Here is a 22,365-nt window from a genome sequence, read left to right as displayed (position 1 = left end):
ATCCTTTATTTTTTATATTTATCAAAATCGATAAAAAAGTCCTTCCATTTATATTCTTCAGCTTCATCAGTGCTGTCCTTTTTAGTTTTACTGCTGCCGGAATTATTATTTCCTGAGTTTTGTGCCGGACTGCTGTTCATTTCTTTTTCCAGCCAGCGTTTAAACTCTGCCCTGTTTTTAATACCTAGTTCTTTAATAGGATTGATAAAATTATCTTCTATATATTTTAAAGAAGGCTGACCATCTCTTTTGCGGCGCACAGCTTCGCGGATAGCTGCAAGTGCCAGATCTTTGCTGAGAGCCTGACTGCCGGTAATCCAGTTTAAAAAAGTTTTAAGCTGGGCTGTATTGAGATCAGACCTTCTAATACCATAAGCCTGTGCCAGCTCTTTTGTCTCCCGGTGGAGCCTATCCTGTTCCTGAAGCTCTTCATAGCTGGTTATTTCATCTTCATACCAGCTCTGAATGATTGCTCTAAGATAGGCATATGCACCCTGCATATAATCACTTCCACCCTGACGATCCATCCACTTATCAACCCGACGAACCAGTTCTTTTAACATTTTGAGTTCAAAATCTTCCAGCCACCCGTTTATTTCATCCCTCCGGTAGCGGCTTCTGCTGTCTGGAGGGATAAAAGAAATAATAGCTGCTGCAATTTCATTTTTGGAGACTTTATTTGAGCGGATAATTTCTTTTCTCAGCTCTCTGCCCTTATGCTGAGGGACATCATCTTCCTTTTTAGGTTGAGGTTCAGCAGAAAGAAGGACATCCAGATGAATAAAATAAGTTTTTAAAGAACGTGTTTTTTCTCCTCCTTCAGAAATAATAGATTTGTCTTCAAGTTCTGAAAGGGCATATTTTAATTGAGATATTTTAAGCCCCAGTGCTGCGGCAGTTCTGGGAATCTCTATTACAGCTTCACTCTGCTGCTCTCTGTGGGTAATAAGATAGATAAAAACTTTAAACTCCAGACCATTTAATTTGCGGAAAATTCCCTTTTCTATAAAATTATCAGCAATATTGACTGTCTGACGGCTTTCTCCATCTGTAAAGTTAATATTTTTTCTATATGGATTAAAATCTTTCTGTTTTATCATCCCTGTTCTTCCTTTCATTTTGTAAGGTGGATCAGAGGGTACAAAAATTCACTCATATTATAATTATAAGATAACAAAAGCCAATAGTAAACCAAGAGTTTTATATTTTTAAGTGCTGATATAAAAATAACAGCAGAAATCGGCTGTTTAGTTTAATTTTTTGCGGATAACCATTATAATATTAAGTAAAGGGAAATGTCAATAAAAGAAAACTAGGAGTTTCCCAAAAATTTATTTTCAAGCTGCAAAAAGGGGGCTTTAGTCATCAATGAAATTTTTAGATTTATCTAAAACTCAATTCGGGTGTGAAATAGGGCACACTAATCAATGAGTCCTCCTGACTCATGATTAGCTCACTCCATCCTGCAGTTCAACCCTATTTCTTCCTTCATTTCGTTAAGATTCATTGACTAAAAATTTCAATATTCCTGCATCTCCCCTTTTTGCAGCAGTATATAAAAAATGGGGAAAGTCCAGAAGAAAACAACTGGACTTCCGCCTATTTCTTGACACTGGGATATCTATCTGCTAATATTAAACTGGATTAAAATGTTTAAATAAGTTTAGAAAGGAAGATTGAATTGCTGCCTAGATACAGCAGACCTCAAATGGAGAGGATCTGGAGTGAGGAAAATAAGTACAAAATATGGCTTGATATAGAAATTGCAGTTCTGGAAGCCAGAGCTGAACTGGGAGAGATTCCAAAAAGTGATGTAAAAAAGATAAAAGATAATGTTCGGCTTGATCTGAAAGAAATAAAAGAAATTGAGAAGACAACAAGACATGATATGATAGCTTTTATTGAAGGTATTTCTGCTTCATTGGGAGAGGAAGCAAGATTTATTCACGAAGGACTCACTTCTTCTGATATTAAAGATACAGCAAGAGCAGTACAGATGAAAGAAACAGTAGAGCTTGTGCTGGAAGATTTAGGGGAGCTATCAACTGTTCTGGGAGCAGAGGCAATAGAACATAAAGATACCATAATGGTGGGAAGAACCCATGGGGTACATGCAGAACCAATTACCTGGGGACTTAAGGTTCTTACCTGGTATCAGGAAATAGGAAGACATATTTTGAGATTTGAACAGCTGCTTAAAGTAGTTGCTGTGGGACAGATTTCTGGTGCTGTTGGTACATTTGCCAGCATAAAACCTGAAGTAGAAGAGATAGTCTGCAGAAAGCTTTCTCTCAAGAACGCTGCTGTTACAAGTCAGATTCTTCAGCGTGACCGCCATGCAGATTTTATTGAGAGGCTGGCCCTTGTGGCAGCATCAATAGAAAAATTTGCCACAGAGATTAGAAACCTGCAGAGAACAGATATTCTTGAGGTAGAAGAAGGATTCCGCAGAGGACAGAAAGGTTCATCTGCCATGCCTCACAAAAAGAATCCCATTATCTGTGAGAGGCTGACAGGGCTGGCCCGGGCTGTACGTGGTAATGTAATACCTGCTTTAGAAAATGTAGCTCTCTGGCATGAGAGGGATTTAACTCATTCTTCTGCTGAAAGAATAGTACTTCCTGACAGTGCAGTTTTGATAGATTATATGCTGGTTAAATTTAAGGAAGTTATTGAAGAGCTGGTTGTAAATAAGGATAATATGCTGGATAATCTTGAAAAAACACATGGACTTATCTTTTCTCAGCGGCTGATGCTTGCTCTGGTAGAAAAGGGTCTGCGCAGAGAAGAAGCTTACGAACTCGCTCAGCGGAATGCGCTTAAAGCCTGGGATAAAAAAGAAGATTACAAAAAACTTGTACAAAATGATAAAGAGATAATGGAAATTTTAAGTGAAGATGAACTTGATAAAATATTTGACTGGCAGGCGTATTTAAAAAATATAAATTATATTTATAAAAGAACGGGATTATTAATATAAAAAAGAATTATGTAAATATGAGAGGAGGAAGTCCGCTTATTTTAGGATAAACGGATGAATATATGGCAAATAAAGTAGTGGTTGGTGCTCAATGGGGAGATGAGGGGAAAGGCAAGATAACAGATATGCTTGCCAGAACAGCAGATATTGTAGTAAGGTATGGCGGCGGAAATAATGCAGGACATACAGTAATTGTAGGTGACGAAAAATTTGAACTACACCTCATACCTTCTGGTATTCTTTATCCCAAAAAAAAATCTATTTTAGGTGGTGGAGTTGTTATAGATCCGGCTGCTCTGGTAGAGGAAATGAAAGGGCTGGAAAAGCGAGAAGTAAATCTTAAAAATTTCTATATTAGTGAAACCGCTCATGTAATAATGCCCTACCACAGACTTTTTGATAAGCTGGAAGAAGAAAGAAAAGGGGATGAAAAGATAGGCACCACCGGTAAAGGTATTGGCCCCTGTTATACAGATAAAACTGCAAGGCGCGGTATCAGAATAGCAGATATACTTGATAAAAAGCGCTTTAAAAAGAAGCTGGAAAAATCCCTGGCATATCACAATCTTATTCTGGAAAAAATATATGGTGTTAAAAAACTGTCTGCAGATGATCTTATTGCAGAATATGAACCATATATTGAAAAGATCAAAAGCCATGTCTGCAACACTTCTCTATTATTAAATGAAGCATATAAAAGGGGAGAAAAAATCTTTTTTGAAGGAGCACAGGGCACTCTGCTGGATGTTGATTATGGGACCTATCCATTTGTAACATCTTCCAATCCAACTGCAGGTGGTGTCTGTACAGGAACAGGTATGGGTCCGACCACTATTGATAATGTAATCGGGGTTACCAAAGCCTATCTTACAAGAGTAGGAGAAGGTCCATTCCCCACAGAACTGCACGGTGAATGGGGAAAATTTTTGCGGGAAAAAGGACATGAATATGGTGTAACAACAGGTAGGCCGAGAAGATGTGGCTGGTTTGATATACCTGTATTAAAGCATTCAGCAAGGGTTAATGGACTGACTGAGATTGCTCTGACCAAACTTGATGTACTTTCAGCTCTCAAAGAAATAAAAATCTGTACTGCATATAAACACGGCAGTAAAACTGTAGAAGAATTTCCACCCTATTTAGAAAGTGAAATACCTTATGAACCTGTTTATGAAAGCTGGACCGGCTGGGAGGAAGATATAACAGGCTGCCGCAGATATGAAGAGCTGCCGGGAAATGCAAAAAGATATGTAGAACGTATTGAAGAACTCAGTGGTATTCCGGTAAAAATAATAGGTGTTGGCCCAAAAAGAGAAGAAGCAATAGTTAGATAAGTTAGATAAGGAGGGAGGATCAGTTTATGAAGGTTTTAGTTGTCGGCAGTGGTGGTAGAGAACATGCATTAGTCTGGAAAATATTCCAGAGTGAACGGGTGGAGGAGATCTATGCCGCACCAGGAAATGACGGCATGTCCGAACTTGCCTCACTGGTGGATATTGCTGCAGATGATATTGAGCAGCTGGCAGATTTTGCAGAAGAAAATAAAATAGATCTCACAGTAGTGGGGCCGGAAGAACCTCTGGTGGCAGGTATTGTTGACTATTTTGAAGAGAGGGGTTTAAAGATATTTGGCCCTAAAAAACAGGCTGCTCTGCTGGAAGGAAGCAAAGTTTATGCAAAAAATATTCTTAAAAAATATAATATACCGACAGCTGAATTTGAAATTTTTACTGATCCTGATTCTGCACTGGACTATCTTAAAAATGCTGATTACCCGATTGTCATTAAGGCTGAAGGGCTGGCCCGCGGTAAGGGTGTAATTCTGGCTCATAACTTTGAATCAGCTCAGGATGCTGTAGAGAGAATTATGGAAGATAAAGTTTTTGGAGATGCAGGAGACCGTATTGTAGTAGAAGACTTTTTGCAGGGTGAAGAAGTATCTGTTTTTGCTTTAAGTGATGGAGAGACAATGCTCCCCTTTTCCACAGCCAGAGATCATAAGGCTGTTTTTGATGGTGATGAAGGACCCAATACCGGTGGGATGGGAGCTTATTCCCCCTCTCCATTTGTGGATGAGAGAATAATGGTAGAGATATGTGAAAAAATTCTGCTCCCTACGTTTGCTGCCTTTGAGGCGGAAAATATTGAATATAAGGGTGTATTATTTGTTGGTATTATACTTACCGAACAGGGGCCAAAGGTGCTGGATTATAATGCCCGTTTTGGTGATCCAGAAACTCAGGTTATACTGCCCAGGTTAAAAGAAGATCTTATAGATCTTCTGGAAATGGTTATTGAAGGTAAATTAGACAAAAAAGAGAAAATAGAATTTGACAGTAAAGCTGCTGCCTGTGTTGTACTCTGTTCTGCAGGATATCCGCTGACATATATTGGTGGTAAGGAAATAAAGGGAATTGACAGATTAAAACATTTTGATGATCTGCTGTTATTTCATGCCGGCACACGTTTGGAAAACGGGAAGTTTATAACCGATGGAGGCAGAGTGCTTAATCTTACTGTACTTACTGAAGGATTATTTTTGGCAGTAGATAAAGTTTATCAGTATATCGAAGAAGTAGAATTTGAAGACATGCACTACAGAACTGATATTGGCTTTACTGCTATGCAGTTAAAGAGAGAAGGCTGATTGGGCAGAATAAAAATAATTAAATATTAATATTTCTGGACTTTCCCCATTTTTTATATACTGCTGCAAAAAGGGGAGATACAGGAATATTGAAATTTTTAGTCAATGAATCCTAACGAAATGAAGGAAGAAATAGGGTTGAACTGCAGGATGGAGTGAGCTAATCATGAGTCAGGAGGACTCATTGATTAGTGTGCCCTATTTCACACCCGAATTGAGTTTTAGATAAATCTAAAAATTTCATTGATGACTAAAGCCCCCTTTTTGCAGCTTGAAAATAAATTTTTGGGAAACTCCTATTAATATTTTACTTGCATTTGGCCTCTCTGATGTTATAATATAAATATAAGTTGAGCATTTTACTTATATTTATATTAATTATTTTATTGATTATAAATATCTTCAGGGAGGTTTTTTTATTATGTTTAAAACGTTTAAAGCTGATATAGATGCTGTTTTTGATAGGGATCCTGCTGCAGATAATCTGCTGGAAGTTATACTGACTTATTCAGGGCTGCATGCACTGCTTTTTCACCGCTTTTCTCACTTTCTTTACAAAAGAGGTTTGAGAACGTTACCCAGAATCATCTCACAGCTGACCAGATTTTTAACCGGAATAGAGATTCACCCAGGTGCTGAAATTGGGCAGGGATTTTTTATTGATCATGGTATGGGAGTTGTAATAGGAGAAACTGCCGAAATAGGTGATAATGTAACATTGTTTCAGGGTGTTACACTTGGTGGAACAGGCAAAGAAAAAGGTAAGCGCCATCCGACCGTTGGAAATAATGTAATAATCGGTGCTGGGGCAAAGGTGCTTGGATCCATGAAGATCGGTGATAATGTAAAGGTGGGTGCAGGTTCAGTTGTGCTCAAAGAAGTAGAAGCAAATGCAACAGTTGTAGGAGTACCGGGACGTGTTGTTGCCCAAAATGGCAGGAAAATTCATGCAGAAAGAGATCTGGAACATGCGGATCTGCCTGATCCGATTAAAGAAAAGATGATGGAACTGGAAAAAGAATTAATAGAGCTGAAAAAGAAACTGGTAGAGCAGACAGCTTACGAGAATATAAGTTGAATCATTTTTAACAGAAAATGACAGAAAATGCAAAAATCATCTCTAACTTTTTAAAAGTCTGGAAAAATTTATCAGCCAGTTTAAGAATATATATAAGGTTTGTGTTAAAATAATCCTGCAGGAGGAATTATTTTGAAATGTAAATTATGTGGAAGTACAGCAGAGCGCCGGCAGGATGAGCGGCGTTTTTTTCAATGTCAGATATGTGGTTTAATCTTTAAAGATGAGAAATATATTTTGACTGCTGAGGCTGAAAAAAAGCGGTATCAGGAACACAATAATTCTATTAAAAATGAGGGTTATGTCAATATGTTCAGGCAGTTTCTGGATTCAGCTGTTCTGCCTTTTGCTGATCCTGATGGTGATATGCTTGACTTTGGGGCTGGCCCTGGCCCAGTTTTAGCAGAGCTTGTGGGGAGAGAAGGGTTTTCCACTACAATTTATGATCCGCATTTTTTTCCTAATCTTGATTATAAGGAAAAGAAATATGATTTAATCACTTCAACTGAGGTTTATGAGCACTTTTTAAATCCGCACAGAGAAATAGAGCATCTATGCTCAATTTTAAAAGATGGTGGACTGCTGGCAGTGATGACTAATTTTTATACTGAGGCTGACAGTTTTGCAGACTGGTGGTATATAAGAGATGATACACATATAAGTTTATACAGTTTAAAGACCTTTCAGTGGATTGCAGATAATTTTCCACTTGAGATTATTTATACAAATAATAAAAATTATATTACTTTTAGAAAAATATAAAATACGAAAGAGCAGTATAAAAACTGCTCTCTTTTTTTATAAAAAAATTAAGTCCTGACGGTGGGGAGCCATCAGGACTTATCACAGGGGAAATCTATTTTATCTCAATTATGAGTAAATGTCTGTACTTAAATATCTTTCACCACTATCTGGTGCTATGACAAGAATTCTTTTATCCTTATCAAGGTCTAAAGCCAGCTTTAAGGCTGCAGAAACTGCTGCTCCAGAAGAAATTCCGACAAATATACCTTCTTCAACTGCTAATTTGCGTGTGGTTTTAAATGCCTCTTCGTCACTTACCTTTTCTATCATATCAATTAAATCTATATTAAGTACTTCTGGTATAAATCCAGCTCCAATACCCTGTATTTTATGGGAGCCTGCCTTTTCGCCCGATAAAACCGCAGAATTTTCAGGTTCTACAGCAACAATTTTAATATCTTTAATCATGTCTTTAAGGGTTTTTGCTGTACCTGTGATAGTACCACCTGTACCAACACCTGCAACAAAATAGTCCAGATTACCGCCAACAGCAGAAATTATTTCCCTTGCTGTTGTACGGGCATGTATATCAGGATTGGCCGGATTTTCAAATTGATCGGGAATAAAGCCGCCTTTTTCGGCTGCAATTTCTTCTGCTTTAGCAATTGCTCCTTTCATACCTTTATCTGCAGGAGTTAGGATAAGTTCTGCTCCATATGCTTTAAGGAGTTTTCTCCTCTCACTGCTCATGGATTCGGGCATTGTTAAAATTACTTTATATCCTCGAGCTGCTCCTACCATGGCCAGTCCAATACCAGTATTACCACTGGTAGGTTCAATAATGGTGTCACTCTTTTTTAACTTTCCTGATTTTTCTGCCTCAATTATCATATTATATGCTATTCTATCTTTAATACTTCCACCAGGATTAAAACTTTCCAATTTTAAAAGCACTTCTGCATCATTTTCAGCTGTGAGCTTATTTAATCTAACTACAGGAGTACTGCCAATCATTTCTGTAATATCATCATAGATCTTCATCCATAAAACCTCCTCAATAATAAACTTGACTACTTTACTTTAATTTATATTATATTATAGATGAGTGTTTTTGTCAACAAAATATTTATAAAAAAAGTTTCCCCAAAATTATTTTTAGAGCTGCAAAAATGGGGAAACTCCTTAATATTTATAAAAAACTGCCAAAACTGCTGCTATTTTTTTACTAAGGATGAAACGGAGCACAGGTAGAGGGGCGTTTTTAACTGCAGCTATCTTCTCCGGTGAATTCTGTACAAATTTTCCAGATTACCAGCCTCTATTGGCCATTTTTTCAGCCTCTGTAAGGCCATTGATATCAAGACCTGACATTGCCTTACCAAGATCTTCAGAAACCTCTGCTATTATTTCGGCATCCTGATAATGTTTTACTGCTTCAACAATTGCCTTTGCTCGTCTGGCAGGATTCCCGGAGCGGAAAATACCTGAACCAACAAATATACCATCACAGCCAAGCTGCATCATTAGTGCTGCATCAGCAGGAGTGGCAATACCACCGGCAGCAAAATTAACCACAGGTAGTTCAGCATTTTCTGCAACATATTTAACAAGTTCAAAGGGAGCTTTCATATCTTTAGCAGCAGTCATTAATTCTTCACTGCCCATCTGGGTTAAAGCACGCATCTGAGATGTTATTTTTCTAATATGGCGTACAGCTTCAACTACATTACCAGTGCCAGCTTCACCTTTAGTTCTGATCATTGCTGCACCTTCACCTATTCTGCGGAGTGCTTCACCTAAATTGCGGGCACCACAGACAAAAGGGATTTTAAATTGATTTTTATCAATATGGAATTCTTCGTCAGCAGGGGTAAGTACTTCACTTTCGTCTATGTAATCAATAGCAAGTGATTCTAAAATCTGTGCTTCTACAAAATGCCCGATTCTTACCTTTGCCATAACCGGGATTGATACGGTTTCGACAATTTCTTTTATCATTTTAGGGTCAGACATACGGGCAATACCACCATCTTTACGGATATCAGCTGGAACTTTCTCCAGGGCCATAACAGCCGCCGCCCCTGCATCTTCAGCAATTTTTGCTTCTTCTGCATTTGTCACATCCATAATTACTCCACCTTTTAACCTCTGAGCTAAGTCCTTGTTAACATGGTTATTTTTTGACATTTTAATTCCTCCTAAGTTGATTTTTTAAAATTGTAATGATACAATATAGGTAAATAAAGCTTTTTTTAGCTTCAAACTAATACAATTATAGAATAATATAGTACAAATTGTCAATGGTATAATACAAAATAATATAATTTTTATTGTGCTAATATAATTTGGAAAAGGTTAATTAATTAAATGGTGGTAAATTATATTTAGTGTTAAACAATTTTGTAATAGAAGGAGAAGGAGATATGCTTAAAATTAAAATCGATAAAGAAAGTAATACGCCTCTTTATCTACAGCTTTACAGAAAGCTAAAAGAGAAAATAGTAGATGAACTGAGTGCTGATACAAAGCTGCCGCCAATTAGGAAGCTGAGCGATATGCTGGGGATTAATCCGGCTACTGTTGTTAAAGCATATGATATGCTGGCCCAGGATAATTTAATTTACAAAAAAGTTGGTAGTGGTAGTTTTGTTGCACCAGCTGCAGTTTCAGCAGGCTTTAAAGAAGATAAAAATGACAGTATGTTAAATCATGGCCAGATAAAGCTAGATAAGAGCATTAATTTTGCCAGTGCTACACCAAGTACTGATCTTTTTCCAGTAGATGATTTTAAATATGCCATAAATCATGTTTTAGATAGAGATCAGGGTGAAGCTTTTACCTATCAAAAAAGTCAGGGATTTTTACCTTTAAGAAAATATATTCAGGATTATTTAAAGAGTAAAAGTATTTATAATAATTTAAAAGAAATACAGATTGTTTCTGGTGCACAGCAGGCGATCGATATAATTGCCAAAATACTGCTGGATTATGGTGATAAAGTTGTTGTGGAAAAAGCCACTTATTTCGGAGCTTTACAGGCTTTTGCTTCTCGGAAAGCGGAAATAAAAAGCATAGAGATAAAAAGAGATGGACTGGATCTTGATGAACTTGAAGATTATCTTAAGAAAAATAAGATTAAGCTTTTTTTCACCATGCAGAATTTCCAGAATCCAACTGGTGTTAACTGGAGCAGAGAAAAGCAGCAGCATCTTTTAGAACTTGCCGAAAAATACAACTTTTTTATAGTAGAGGATGATCTTCTTTCGGATCTTTACTATACTGAAAATGCACCATCTATTCTTAAGCAGCTTGACAAAAATGAAAGAGTAATTTATATTAAGAGTTTTTCTAAGGTATTTATGCCGGGATTAAGGCTGGCTTTGATTGTTCTGCCCCAAAAACTTCTTCCAGAAATGCTGGAAACAAAGTATGCAACTGATATTTCTAGCGCTGGATTAACTCAACGAGCTTTTGATTATTATCTAAGAGAAGGATTTTTTGAAAAACATATAAGCTTAAAAAGGAATTTATTTAAAAAAAGATTTGAAGTAATGTCAGAAGAGATTGATAAAAAACTGCCAGAAGAGATAGAAAGTTTTATTAAGCCTGAAGGCGGCCTTTATTTCTGGCTGAAATTACCGCAGGGTAAAGATAGTAGCAAATTATACGAACAGGCTGCAGAAAAAGGAGTTGTTTTTTCTCCTGGGTATTTATTTACTGCTTCATCTGCAAAATCAGAGTATTTTCGGCTGAGCTTTGCTGCTGTAGATGAAAAAGAGATTAAAAAAGGGATGGATATTCTTAGTGAAGTAGTTAGAGATTATCTGGGAAGTTCTGATGAAGATGATTTTAGTCCTCTTCTTTAAAAAATTATCATTAAAAAGAAAACTCACTCTAAATTTTTATTTTGATTTAGGGGAAAAGATTAACAGCTGCTTTTTAAAAATATTTTTTCTTTATGCAGGAAAAAATTGCAAACTGTCGAATTATGTATACTGGAGTGTTAAACTCTAAAAATGAGGAGAGATAGAAATGTCCCAATTTTTTGCTAAAGTATTGACAACGATGGTGGCTTTACTGCTGGCAGCTTATGTCTTACCAGGGATTACTGTAACGAGCATCTGGGCAGGATTTTTTGCAGCAGTGGTATTAGGTTTTATAAATGGGTTTTTGCGCCCTATATTTACAATTCTTACTATTCCTTTTACGATATTGACATTTGGACTATTTTTGCTGGTGATAAATGGAATCATGCTTGCCTTAACTGCAGTTTTAGTACCTGGTTTTATTGTTCAGGGTATATTTTCAGCAATTTTAGGGTCTGTAATTATCAGTCTTGCTTCTAGTATACTGCATGGATTTTTAGAATAGATTTATCAGTAAGATATTGTATTAAAATGATTATTTATTATTGATGTTATTATTTTTAAAGCCCTCAAGTAGGGCTTTTTCATTTATTTATCTCATGTTTTTGGCTATAATGTGAACCTCTCCACCTAAATCACAGGTTTAGATGGAGTTTTCTTGGCTGTTTTAGATAAATAGTTTTGATTAGAATACAAACTGATCTGATAAAGTTTGGCCAAATTTAGCTATTTTAAGAAGGAATTAAATTAAATCTGTATAATATAGAAGTAAGAAGGAGTGAAAGTAATGTTTAAAAAATATTCATCTGTAATATTCTTAATAATATTTACTATTATTATGCTTACTCTTACAGCAAATGCTGATAGGCTTTATCTCAACTCTGGAGAAAATTATTTTGGAGATGTATTAAATGAATATCTGGAAATAAAAACTCCATATGCTGATATAAGACTGGTGGAAGTTTACCTTACAGGTGTTGAAAACAGAGGGGATAGTTTTGTTATTGCAGCTGGAGATAGAAATATATTTTCGGGTAAAATAATAGGGGAAGCCCTTGTTTTTGATGCTGAAGGAGAAATTTTAACAATCAAAAATGAAGATATAAAAAGAATATTGTTTGATAAAGTAAAAAAAATAGCTGCAGATAATAAAACAGTGTTTAAAATGAACAATAAGGACTCTTTTTTAGGTAAATTGATGAATAAAACTATAACTATAAAAAGTCCTTTTGGCAGTAATTTAGAAATTGCATCAGATCAGATTAAAAACATTAAATTTAACAGTGGGAATAAAGCTGTAATTATGTTAAAAGATGGCAAAAAAAGAGATACTGAGATCACACTTAAAACTTTTGTAATAAAACCGGGTGCAGGCCGCATATTTTCTGTTAATGCTTCTGATTTAAAGGAGATTAATTTTTAATAACAATTTTTAATAGACTTTCCCCATTTTTTATATACTGCTGCAAAAAGGGGAGATGCAGGAATATTGAAATTTTTAGTCAATGAATCTTAACGAAATGAAGGAAGAAATAGGGTTGAACTGCAGGATGGAGTGAGCTAATCATGAGTCAGGAGGACTCATTGATTAGTGTGCCCTATTTCACAACCGAATTGTGTTTTAGATAAATCTAAAAATTTCGTTGATGACTAAAGCCCCCTTTTTGCAGCTTGAAAATAAATTTTGGGGAAACTCCTTACAATTTTTATACTTGATTTTTATCTTTATTTATTTTAATATAGCTTTATCATTGATAATAATTTATTGGAGGGATATTGTAGTGGATGAGAACAATGAAAATATAAGAACTGAATATTATGATGAATATGAAATAGATTTAAGAGAGTATATAATGCTTTTGTGGGATAATAAATGGTTTATTGCTGGACTAGTTGCTGCTGCTTTAATAATAACATTTTTTTATAGCTTTTTTCTAGCTGGCCCAGTTTATGAAGCAAAATCAACACTGCTTATTTTGCCCCCTAAATATAAGACCTCGTTAGAAGTTTCTACACTGCCGATTGAAACATACAAAAATCTTGCGACTACAGATACAATTAAACAGTCAATTATAGATGAATTGGATTTGAAAAATGAAAAAAATGAAAAATTGACTACTGCACAGCTGGAAAGAATGATGCATATAGAAGTAATTATTGGAGGAGCATCCGATAATTCTCAAGAAAATGCTCCTTTGATTGTGCTTACAGTCAAAGGAAAAAATCCAGAATTGATAACAAAAATGGCAAATCTCTGGGCTGAAAAATTTATTAGTGATAGTAAACAAATACGAATTGGAGAGATTCAAGAAGTAAGTGAAGTTATACAGAATCAGTTTTCAGAAACAGAAATTAAACTTAAAAATTTAAAAGATGAATTACTGCAGTTTAAAAAAGAACATAGATTGAGGATAGCAAATTCTGAATTAAATTCTAAACAAAATAAACTTGATAATTTAAATAATAGAATTGTAGATTTGAAGTCTGAATTAGGATCACAAAAAGCAGTATATACCAATTTGCAAAAGCAGATTAATAATTTACAGAAAGAGGGATACTGGTCCGGTGATTTAAATCTGGATACAGATAAGAATAACGAATTACAGATAGCAAAAAATAATTATCTAAAAACAGAAAATAAGCTGCTTGATTTTAATAAAAATAATAATTTAGAATTAATGAAACAGGAAATTGAACTTAAGCAGAATAGAATACAAAGATATAAAGAAATGATTTCTAATTTAAATAATAGTCTGCAAAAATTAAAAGAAGAAAATAAAAATATTAAAAATATTTTAGATAAAGAACCGGAAAAATGGAATTTAAATAAAAGTTTAAGCAATGATGCTTTTTGGGAAAATATACTAAATAAAGAGAAAATAGAGATTCTTAAAGATTTACAACTAAGTAATGAAATTATAAATCCTGTATTTCAAAGGTTGAAAGTAAGATATTCAGACAACAAAGTTACTTTAGAAACTTTACCACAGGAAATAGAATATTATAGAAGTGAACTTAATAATGAAGTTATGGAATTAAATAGATATAATGCCAGATATAAAGAGCTTAGTATTAAGAAAGATCATTTAGCAAGTGATCTGGATAAATATAAAAAAATATATTTAAATCATGCAAATAAATATAAGGAACTACTTGCTGCGGAAATGAATACAAAACTTGAGGTTGAATCATTAAGTGCTCAACTTGATTTTTATCAAGATTCTAGAAATAATTTAAAAGTAGAAATAAAAACACTGCAGAACAATATCTGGAAAGCGGAAAACATTCAGGACAGACTTCAGCAGGAAATTGATAATGTAAAGAATACATATTCTATGCTTGCTAAAAGAGTAGAAGAAGCAAGAATAGCAGAAGCCCAGAGAACCAGTGATGTTAAATTCTTTGCAAAAGCTGTAGAGCCAACAGAACCAGTAGAAAATAATTTGAAATTAAATCTTGCCATTGCCGGAGTACTAGCCTTAATGCTGGGAGTATTTATAGTATTCTTTAAAGAATTTATGAAAGAAGAATAGAAAAACTTATAATTAATATAAATAATCCCCTTAAAGTGGACAGATTAAACATTGAAAATCTGTTTACTAAAAAGGGGATTTTATAATAAATCATCTTTTTCCACAGCTCTTGTTATTTCTACGTTAAAATTACTCATCAAGTTTTATTCCTGATTTTTCTGCATAATCTCTTAAATTTTTTGTTCTTCCATTTTCATATTCTTGTTCAGAATACTCACGAAGAACAACTACAGGATCTTCTACGGCTCTGATAAATTCAATTTTGCCTGGTTTTAAATTCATAAATAAAGTATCTCCATTTTCAATTTGTGCAGTTTTGCGAGCTTCTTTAGGAATAGTAATTCGACCTCGTGAATCAACTTTAACTGTAAGTTTTTTGCTCAAAGTAAATACCGCCTTTTAATCATTTTGTGGGTTTTACCCACAATTAAATTATACATCATATAAATTAACAAAGCAAATAATCACAGCCTTTATTTTTCTTTTTTTTATGATAGAATATATGATAGAGGTTAAGAAATTTTGACAAAACATTTCATATTGAATTAAATACTAATAACTGAAAATTATAAAGAAATTTTTTTATACATAATTTTAAAATTAGCTGTAAAGGAATGATAAAATGAAAATTGCTGTTGCAGGAGCAGGTTATGTAGGGCTATCCAATGCCGTTTTACTTGCTCAGAACCATGATGTTACTATTGTTGATATTGTTGAAGAAAAAGTTAATATGATCAATAATTTAAAATCACCGATTGTTGATCCAGAATTAGAAGATTATCTGGCCAATAATGGCCTTAACTTAAAAGCTACTACTGAGGGATATAAAGCTTACAGGGAAGCTGAAGTTGTTATTATTGCAACACCAACAAATTATGATCCAGAACAGAATTATTTTAATACCAGAACAGTAGAAGCTGTGATTGCCAATGTTCTATCACTTAATGAAGATGCAGTTATGATTATTAAATCAACTGTACCGGTTGGTTATACAGAAGAGGCCAAAGAAAAGTTTGATACAGAAAACATAATTTTTTCTCCTGAATTTTTGCGGGAGGGGAAGGCACTTTATGATAATCTTTATCCTTCAAGAATTATTGTGGGAGAAAGGTCAAAAAGAGCAGAAGAATTTGCATCATTACTTGTAGAAGGTGCCAAAAAAGAAGATATACCTGTACTTTATACTGATCCTACTGAAGCAGAAGCAATTAAACTTTTTGCCAATACATATCTGGCCATGAGGGTTGCTTTTTTTAATGAACTTGATACCTATGCTGAAATGCGGAATCTAAACACAGAGCAGATCATAAAAGGTGTTGGACTTGATCCACGGATTGGAGACCATTATAATAATCCTTCTTTTGGTTATGGTGGTTACTGTCTTCCTAAAGACACAAAACAGCTGCTGGCCAATTATGAAGATGTGCCAAATAATATTATGCAGGCAATTGTTGATGCCAATAGAACCAGAAAAGACCATATTGCTAAAATGATAATAGAGAAAAAGCCAGAAATAGTTGGTGTATATCGTTTAACTATGAAGAAAAACTCTGATAACTTTAGACAGTCTTCAGTTCAGGGTGTAATGAAGAGAATAAAAGCAAAAGGTATTGAAGTAATTGTTTATGAGCCAGTACTGGAAGAAGAGGAATTTTATCGTTCCAGAGTAATTAAAGATTTAGACGAATTCAAAAAAGAAGCAGATGTCATTGTGGCCAATAGAATGGCTCCAGAATTAGAAGATGTTGAAGATAAAGTATATACGAGAGACCTGTTTAACAATAATTAAATAATAAAGAATGGGAGGCAGTTCCTTTTTATGGAGCTGTCTTTTTTAGTTTGCTGTGATATAATAAAAATAGAACAATAGAAAGGGGAGAGTAATATGGTGGATAAATATCCTCTTTTATACAAACCTAAAAAATCTAGAGAAAAGGTTGAAGAAAAAAGACAGTTAGCACTTTTTAAAGCCAAAAAAATTGCGGAACTTTTATATAGAAAATATAATGTTAAAAAAGTAATTTTATTTGGTTCTGTGCTTAAAAGTGAGGATTTTTCTCTGGAATCTGATATAGATATTGCAGTTGATGGTTTGAAGGAGGAATTATTTTTTAAAGCTTATGGAGAAATAAGTTCACTATATAAAGGGATATCTGTTGATTTTATTGATGTTAAAGATTGTAGAGAGTCTATTAAGGAATCAATTTTGAATAATGGGGTGAAATTATGACTGAGAAAGCTTTTTTAACATTAATTTCTAGAATTGATGATGATCTAGAAGAACTCATATTATTAAAAAATAAAATTGATAGAGCCTGGGAAAAATATAATATGGAATCAGAAGAATTTTATTTAGATAGTGTTGCACTCAATCTGCATGGTTTTTACTCTGGACTTGAGAAGATATTTTTGTTAATTGCACGGGAAATAGATGAGAGTGTACCGGAAGGTGGTTCATGGCATCAGGAATTATTAGAGCAGATGGCTATAAAAATAAAAAAGATACGTCCTTCTATTATTGATAAAAATACTAAAAAGATACTTGATGAATATCGAGGATTCAGGCATATAGTAAGGAATGTTTATTCTTATAATTATTCAGCTAAAAAAATTAAAGTTCTTGTAGAAGATCTTGATGAAAATATTGATAAAATAATTGGGGATATTAAAAGGTTTTTGGAGTTTTTAGAAGAAGAAACCAGCTATTAAAAGGAAAATATATCTAATTCTTAATAAGGGAGATTGGTTTTGAATACTATATGTATTAATATAATACTTGAAGCACTAAACATAGTTTTGATATAACAGCTAATACAGCATGTGGAAACTATTAAGAGATAGGTGGTGAAGACTTTGGATCAGGAACTTCTGGATAGTATTCGAGAAATAGTATGTGAGGAAACAAAGAAAATTGTTCGTGAAGAAACCAGAAAAATAGTTCGCGAAGAAACCAGAAAGATAGTGCGTGAGGAAACTGCAGATATGAGAGACGATATCTCATCACTTAAAACAGATGTCTCTTCACTTAAAAAACAGGTTAGTGAAAATACCCTTATACTTAGATCTTTGGAAGAAAATAATGAAATTCGCAGTGCACAGATGGACAGGATGGAGAATGATATAGCTCATCTCCTGGGGAAGTATGAAAAAGTAGATGAACTTGAGGATAGATTTATCCACCATACACATACAATAGTTATCGAAACAGGAAAACCTGAAGAAAAAGCCAGTTAATTATATAATGAATTTATAAAGCAGTCTTTTCCAGGCTGCTTTTTCTTTTTGCTTTAAAGATGATATAATATTATCAACAATCTAATTAATTTTTAAGGCAGGTGTATTAAATGAAAATTTATACAAAAACCGGTGACAAAGGTAAGACGAGTCTTTTTGACAACAGCAGAGTAAATAAAGATTCTCCGCGTGTGGAAAGTTATGGTACTGTTGATGAACTTAATTCCTCCCTTGGATTTGCAAAAAATTTTGTTGATGATAAAGAAATCGTTGAACTAATAAAAAATATACAGAGAAAGCTTTTTAATGCAGCAGGACAGCTTGCCACCCCTAATTATGAGTCTTTTCCGGATAAAATTGATGAAAAAGATATAAAAGAACTGGAAGAAAAAATTGATTATTATCTTGAACAGATGAATAAAAAAGAGCGATCTATGTTCATAATACCAGGTAGTACAAAAGGCAGTGGAGCTCTGCATATGTCGCGTACAATCTGCCGGAGAGCAGAAAGAAGAATTACAACTCTGGCAGCTAAAGAAGAGATAAGTCTACTTGTGCAGAAATATATTAACCGATTATCTGATCTACTTTATGTTCTGGCCCGTTATCTTGAAGGTGCTCTTAATTATGTAGAGTTTAAAAAGGAAGAATAATTTCTGATATGGCTTCTTAATGTGAATAAAAGAAAACTCTCTCTGCAGCTTTACTTTGATTATAAGAGAAATAACAGTAAAATCTATTAAAAAAGGTGATTACTTTGAAAATTTTACTTGATACTGCTAATTTAGAAGATATTAAAAGACTGAATGATCTGTATCCTGTTCGAGGAGTAACAACTAATCCAACTATACTGACCAGAGAAAATGCAGAAAGCTGGCTTGATCTGCTTAAAAGTATTGATGAAATTCTTTCTTCTGAACAGCTGTTGTTTGTCCAGGTAACTGCTTCTAATTGTGAAGAAATGATTAAAGAAGCAGAGTTTCTGGTAGAAAATATTCGAGAAAACTTATATATTAAGATACCTGTTATTCCTGAAGGTTTAAAAACTATCAAAAAATTAAACGGCATGGGGATTAATACAGCTGCAACAGCAGTATTTTCTACCCAGCAGGCTGTAATAGCGGCCAATGCTGGCGCTGGTTTTATTGCACCATATGTGAACAGACTGGATAATATAGAAGCTGATGGAGTAGGGGTAGTAAGAGATATAGCAGAGATGTTTAAAATACATAATATTAAAAGCAAAATAATTGCTGCAAGTTTTAAAAATGTCAATCAAATTAAAGAATGCTGTCTTGCAGGTGCAGATACTGCTACTGTTAGTGCAGAATTATATGAGGAAGCTGCTGCACATCCATTAACTTATCAGGCAGTTGAGCAGTTTGATGCTGACTGGAAAAGTTTATATGGGGACAAATTTATGTATCAATATTAATAACAGGTGATTTTTGCTTTGATATTCCTTCGGCTGTAAGAGATAAAATTGTATCTGTTCAGTGTGATAGAAGTAAGTGCGAAAAATTTGTGAATATATAGGAGTTTCCCCAAAATTTATTTTCAAGCTGCAAAAAGGGGGCTTTAGTCATCAACGAAATTTTTAGATTTATCTAAAACTCAATTCGGGTGTGAAATAGGGCACACTAATCAATGAGTCCTCCTGACTCATGATTAGCTCACTCCATCCTGCAGTTCAACCCTATTTCTTCCTTCATTTCGTTAAGATTCATTGACTAAAAATTTCAATATTCCTGCATCTCCCCTTTTTGCAGCAGTATATAAAAAATGGGGAAAGTCTATGTGAATATATTCTTGAATGAAGGAGAAAGATGTGCTATTATTATATTGTGAATAATATTTCAAAATAATATTCAAAAAATAATTATTTCCTGCCAGCTGGGAGAAATCTGAGCTGAAGGGTGCCAAAAGATATGGTTCTAATTGAAAGGGGGATTTCCTGATCATGAAGAGTCACCGATATTATTTAATTTTTAGAACTTATCTTTTATGATAAGTTATTTTCATTTTATAAGGACTTTATTGTAAGCAGCAGACCTAAATTTGAAAGCAGATAGCAGAGTCGGTAATTGGGTAATTGGAATCATTAATCTTTGAATATGAAAGCAGAGATTGTTAGAGCAATCTTGAAGGAGGAACTTTAAAAAATGAGTACAATGTCACCACAGAAATGGGCAGAAAATGTAATTAAACAGGATGAAATTGATAGGTATCTAATAGATGATGAAGATTTTATGAATGAAGATCTGATTAAAAGACAGCTGCAGGAAAATACATCTCCCTCTAAAGAAGAGGTAGAAGCAATTATTCAGAAATCTTTAGATATAGAGAGACTCTCACCAATAGAAACGGCAAAACTTTTAAATGTAGATGACCCAGAAATTTTAAAAATGATGGATGAAGCGGCACTTGAGGTAAAAAGGAAGGTATATGACAATAGAATAGTAACCTTTGCCCCACTTTACTGCAGCAACCTCTGTGTTAATAACTGTAAGTACTGCGGTTTTAGAAAAGATAACAAAGAGGAAAAGCGCAGGGTTTTAAATATGGATGAAATTAAAGCAGAAACAGAGGCACTTGTTAAAGAAGGTCATAAAAGAAGTATAGTAGTTTATGGTGAACACCCTGCATCTGATGTGGATTATATTGTTGATTCTATTAAATCAGTTTATGATGTCGAAGTACCTACAGGTAATTCGACCAGTAAAATTAGGCGGGTAAATATCAATGCAGCTCCAATGACGGTTGCAGATTTAGAAAAACTGTGGGAGGTTGGAGTAGGAACCTATCAGGTATTCCAGGAAACCTATCACCGCCCCACCTATAATAAAGTTCATCCCTCTGGTCCCAAATCAAATTATCGCTGGAGATTATATTCTCTGCATAGAGCAATGGAGGCTGGAATTGATGATGTGGCAATCGGTGCTTTATTTGGTCTTTATGACTGGAAATTTGAGGTAATGGGTCTTCTGTATCATACAATGGATTTAGAAAAGCAGTTTGATGGTATAGGTCCTCATACAATTTCCTTCCCAAGATTGAGGGATGCCAGTGGTACGGATTATTCTGCAAGCAGCCGGTACAGTGTATCTGACGAAGAATTTAAAAAACTGGTAACTGTGCTCAGACTTGCTGTTCCTTATACTGGTTTAATAGTTACAGCCAGAGAAACTCCAGAGATGAGGAGAGAGGCAATTAAACGCGGCTCAACTCAGACTGATGCTTCAACAAAACTGGGTATTGGTTCTTACAGTGAGCAGCTTACCGAACAGGAAAAAGAAAAACAGCAGTTTATGCTGGGAGATACCAGAGGTTTAGATACCGTAATTAAAGAATTTGCCGAAATGGGAATGATAACTTCCTTCTGTACAGCAGGTTACCGCTGCGGCAGAACCGGTGATAAGATCATGAATCTCTTAAAGTGTGGAACTGAAGGGAAGTTCTGCAAGTTAAATGCTGTTTTAACCTTTAGAGAATGGCTTGATGACTTTGCCTCTCCGGAAACAAAAGAAGTTGGAGAAAAAGTTCTGCAGGAAGAATTAAAGCAGATTGAAAATGACCCCTTTTTTGAGGATAAGAAACTGCTGGCTGACTTTAAAAACTTTTATGAAAGGATTAAAAATGGTGAAAGAGACATCTACATCTAAAAATAGAGAAAAAAGTTTAGATGTAAAAAAACTTAAAAAAGAAATCAATTTTGAACTTCCTTTCAGAGAAAATATCGATAAGCTGTCTAAAAAACTTGCAGCTGACTATGATATCAAATTTAATCTCTGTCAGATAAAAGGGGGAAGGCGCTGGTCTTATACAGCAGGTTATGAAGGACTGATGGTTAATAAGAGAAAAATTAAGGTTAATGATAAACTCGGCCTGGTTGTTGAAAACTACAGTCAGCTGAATGAAAATGATTGGGATCAGTTTATTTCTTTAATAAAAGAATTATGTTATAATTAAAATTGTATAAAAACTATCAGGGGGAGCGGGGAAACTGCTCCCTCTAATACTATTTAAAGTGACAAGTTAATTAAAAATAATTATTAATTAGGTGATAAAATGGAAAAGAAAAAGATTAAAATTATTAAGGATGGTCCTTATTTAGTTAGAGGCAATATTCCCCTTAAAGAGGAAATAATTATTCCTGTTGACATTGACCCTCCTCGGGGCAAGCCCACAAGGATTCCTGCTTCTTAGAAGTGGTAACCCACCATCTCCACAGGCTTAAAATCCTGTTAGCCCAACAGTATATCCTCTAACTTGCCTTTTGTATT

Annotated in this window: 22 protein-coding genes; 18 read left to right on the top strand and 4 right to left on the bottom strand. The window is 34.4% G+C overall.

The window, feature by feature from the left end:
* Window positions 1–5: 5 nt before the first annotated feature.
* The gene (locus DFR78_RS09100; protein ID WP_114458528.1) at window positions 6–1,100 is read right to left on the bottom strand and encodes a DnaD domain protein; all 1,095 of its coding nucleotides are present in this window, start codon (window positions 1,098–1,100) and stop codon (window positions 6–8) included.
* Between the two features lie 581 nt (window positions 1,101–1,681).
* Between DFR78_RS09100 and purB the strand changes: the two genes are divergently transcribed.
* From purB to DFR78_RS09075, 5 genes are all read left to right on the top strand, one after another.
* Entirely contained in the window at window positions 1,682–2,980 is a 1,299-nt protein-coding gene (gene purB, locus DFR78_RS09095) for an adenylosuccinate lyase (protein WP_114458527.1), read from the top strand.
* A 62-nt stretch (window positions 2,981–3,042) separates the two neighbouring features.
* Window positions 3,043–4,314, top strand: a complete 1,272-nt coding sequence (locus DFR78_RS09090) for an adenylosuccinate synthase (protein ID WP_114458526.1) — start codon at window positions 3,043–3,045, stop codon at window positions 4,312–4,314.
* Window positions 4,315–4,340: 26 nt separating this feature from the next.
* Window positions 4,341–5,627, top strand: coding sequence for a phosphoribosylamine--glycine ligase (gene purD / locus DFR78_RS09085; protein WP_114458525.1), 1,287 nt, complete (start codon window positions 4,341–4,343; stop codon window positions 5,625–5,627).
* Window positions 5,628–6,048: 421 nt separating this feature from the next.
* On the top strand, window positions 6,049–6,705 hold the full coding sequence (cysE, locus tag DFR78_RS09080; RefSeq protein ID WP_114458524.1) for a serine O-acetyltransferase: 657 nt from the start codon (window positions 6,049–6,051) through the stop codon (window positions 6,703–6,705).
* A 132-nt stretch (window positions 6,706–6,837) separates the two neighbouring features.
* Complete coding sequence (locus tag DFR78_RS09075) at window positions 6,838–7,467, top strand: class I SAM-dependent methyltransferase (protein WP_114458523.1); 630 nt, start codon at window positions 6,838–6,840, stop codon at window positions 7,465–7,467.
* A 108-nt stretch (window positions 7,468–7,575) separates the two neighbouring features.
* Here the strand turns inward: DFR78_RS09075 and cysK are convergent, their stop codons facing one another.
* Window positions 7,576–8,490, bottom strand: a complete 915-nt coding sequence (cysK, locus tag DFR78_RS09070) for a cysteine synthase A (protein WP_114458522.1) — start codon at window positions 8,488–8,490, stop codon at window positions 7,576–7,578.
* Window positions 8,491–8,757: 267 nt separating this feature from the next.
* A complete protein-coding gene (gene pdxS, locus DFR78_RS09065) occupies window positions 8,758–9,636 on the bottom strand; it encodes a pyridoxal 5'-phosphate synthase lyase subunit PdxS (RefSeq protein WP_114458521.1) in 879 nt (292 codons plus the stop codon).
* Window positions 9,637–9,872: 236 nt separating this feature from the next.
* Between pdxS and DFR78_RS09060 the strand changes: the two genes are divergently transcribed.
* From DFR78_RS09060 to DFR78_RS09045, 4 genes are all read left to right on the top strand, one after another.
* Window positions 9,873–11,315, top strand: a complete 1,443-nt coding sequence (locus tag DFR78_RS09060) for a PLP-dependent aminotransferase family protein (RefSeq protein ID WP_114458545.1) — start codon at window positions 9,873–9,875, stop codon at window positions 11,313–11,315.
* Between the two features lie 166 nt (window positions 11,316–11,481).
* Window positions 11,482–11,820 (top strand): phage holin family protein, encoded by a 339-nt coding sequence (locus tag DFR78_RS09055; RefSeq protein WP_114458520.1) that lies wholly within the window; start codon window positions 11,482–11,484, stop codon window positions 11,818–11,820.
* Between the two features lie 282 nt (window positions 11,821–12,102).
* Window positions 12,103–12,738, top strand: a complete 636-nt coding sequence (locus DFR78_RS09050; protein ID WP_114458519.1) for a hypothetical protein — start codon at window positions 12,103–12,105, stop codon at window positions 12,736–12,738.
* A 358-nt stretch (window positions 12,739–13,096) separates the two neighbouring features.
* Window positions 13,097–14,848 (top strand): GNVR domain-containing protein, encoded by a 1,752-nt coding sequence (locus DFR78_RS09045; protein WP_158531751.1) that lies wholly within the window; start codon window positions 13,097–13,099, stop codon window positions 14,846–14,848.
* 129 nt (window positions 14,849–14,977) lie between these two features.
* Here the strand turns inward: DFR78_RS09045 and DFR78_RS09040 are convergent, their stop codons facing one another.
* Window positions 14,978–15,232: an AbrB/MazE/SpoVT family DNA-binding domain-containing protein gene (locus DFR78_RS09040; RefSeq protein WP_114458517.1), complete on the bottom strand. Its 255-nt coding sequence runs from the start codon at window positions 15,230–15,232 to the stop codon at window positions 14,978–14,980.
* 238 nt (window positions 15,233–15,470) lie between these two features.
* Here DFR78_RS09040 and DFR78_RS09035 point away from each other — a divergent pair, with 238 nt between their 5' ends.
* From DFR78_RS09035 to DFR78_RS08995, 9 genes are all read left to right on the top strand, one after another.
* On the top strand, window positions 15,471–16,637 hold the full coding sequence (locus DFR78_RS09035; protein WP_114458516.1) for a nucleotide sugar dehydrogenase: 1,167 nt from the start codon (window positions 15,471–15,473) through the stop codon (window positions 16,635–16,637).
* Between the two features lie 96 nt (window positions 16,638–16,733).
* Window positions 16,734–17,078, top strand: a complete 345-nt coding sequence (locus DFR78_RS09030; RefSeq protein WP_114458515.1) for a nucleotidyltransferase family protein — start codon at window positions 16,734–16,736, stop codon at window positions 17,076–17,078.
* The gene (locus DFR78_RS09025; RefSeq protein ID WP_199505595.1) at window positions 17,075–17,557 is read left to right on the top strand and encodes a hypothetical protein; all 483 of its coding nucleotides are present in this window, start codon (window positions 17,075–17,077) and stop codon (window positions 17,555–17,557) included. Before DFR78_RS09030 ends, DFR78_RS09025 begins: the two co-directional genes overlap by 4 nt.
* A gap of 144 nt (window positions 17,558–17,701) precedes the next feature.
* Window positions 17,702–18,082: a hypothetical protein gene (locus tag DFR78_RS09020; protein WP_158531750.1), complete on the top strand. Its 381-nt coding sequence runs from the start codon at window positions 17,702–17,704 to the stop codon at window positions 18,080–18,082.
* A 110-nt stretch (window positions 18,083–18,192) separates the two neighbouring features.
* On the top strand, window positions 18,193–18,735 hold the full coding sequence (locus DFR78_RS09015) for a cob(I)yrinic acid a,c-diamide adenosyltransferase (protein ID WP_114458513.1): 543 nt from the start codon (window positions 18,193–18,195) through the stop codon (window positions 18,733–18,735).
* A 104-nt stretch (window positions 18,736–18,839) separates the two neighbouring features.
* Window positions 18,840–19,517, top strand: a complete 678-nt coding sequence (locus DFR78_RS09010; RefSeq protein ID WP_114458512.1) for a transaldolase family protein — start codon at window positions 18,840–18,842, stop codon at window positions 19,515–19,517.
* A 736-nt stretch (window positions 19,518–20,253) separates the two neighbouring features.
* A complete protein-coding gene (gene hydG, locus DFR78_RS09005; RefSeq protein WP_369834966.1) occupies window positions 20,254–21,744 on the top strand; it encodes a [FeFe] hydrogenase H-cluster radical SAM maturase HydG in 1,491 nt (496 codons plus the stop codon).
* Window positions 21,719–22,051, top strand: a complete 333-nt coding sequence (locus DFR78_RS09000) for a hypothetical protein (RefSeq protein ID WP_147267761.1) — start codon at window positions 21,719–21,721, stop codon at window positions 22,049–22,051. Before hydG ends, DFR78_RS09000 begins: the two co-directional genes overlap by 26 nt.
* 99 nt (window positions 22,052–22,150) lie before the next feature.
* Window positions 22,151–22,288, top strand: coding sequence for a hypothetical protein (locus DFR78_RS08995; protein WP_199505594.1), 138 nt, complete (start codon window positions 22,151–22,153; stop codon window positions 22,286–22,288).
* The last annotated feature ends 77 nt before the right edge of the window (window positions 22,289–22,365 follow it).

Source organism: Halanaerobium sp. MA284_MarDTE_T2 (assembly GCF_003337245.1).
GTDB lineage: Bacteria > Bacillota > Halanaerobiia > Halanaerobiales > Halanaerobiaceae > QPJE01.
This window is presented reverse-complemented; position numbering and strand designations above follow the sequence as displayed.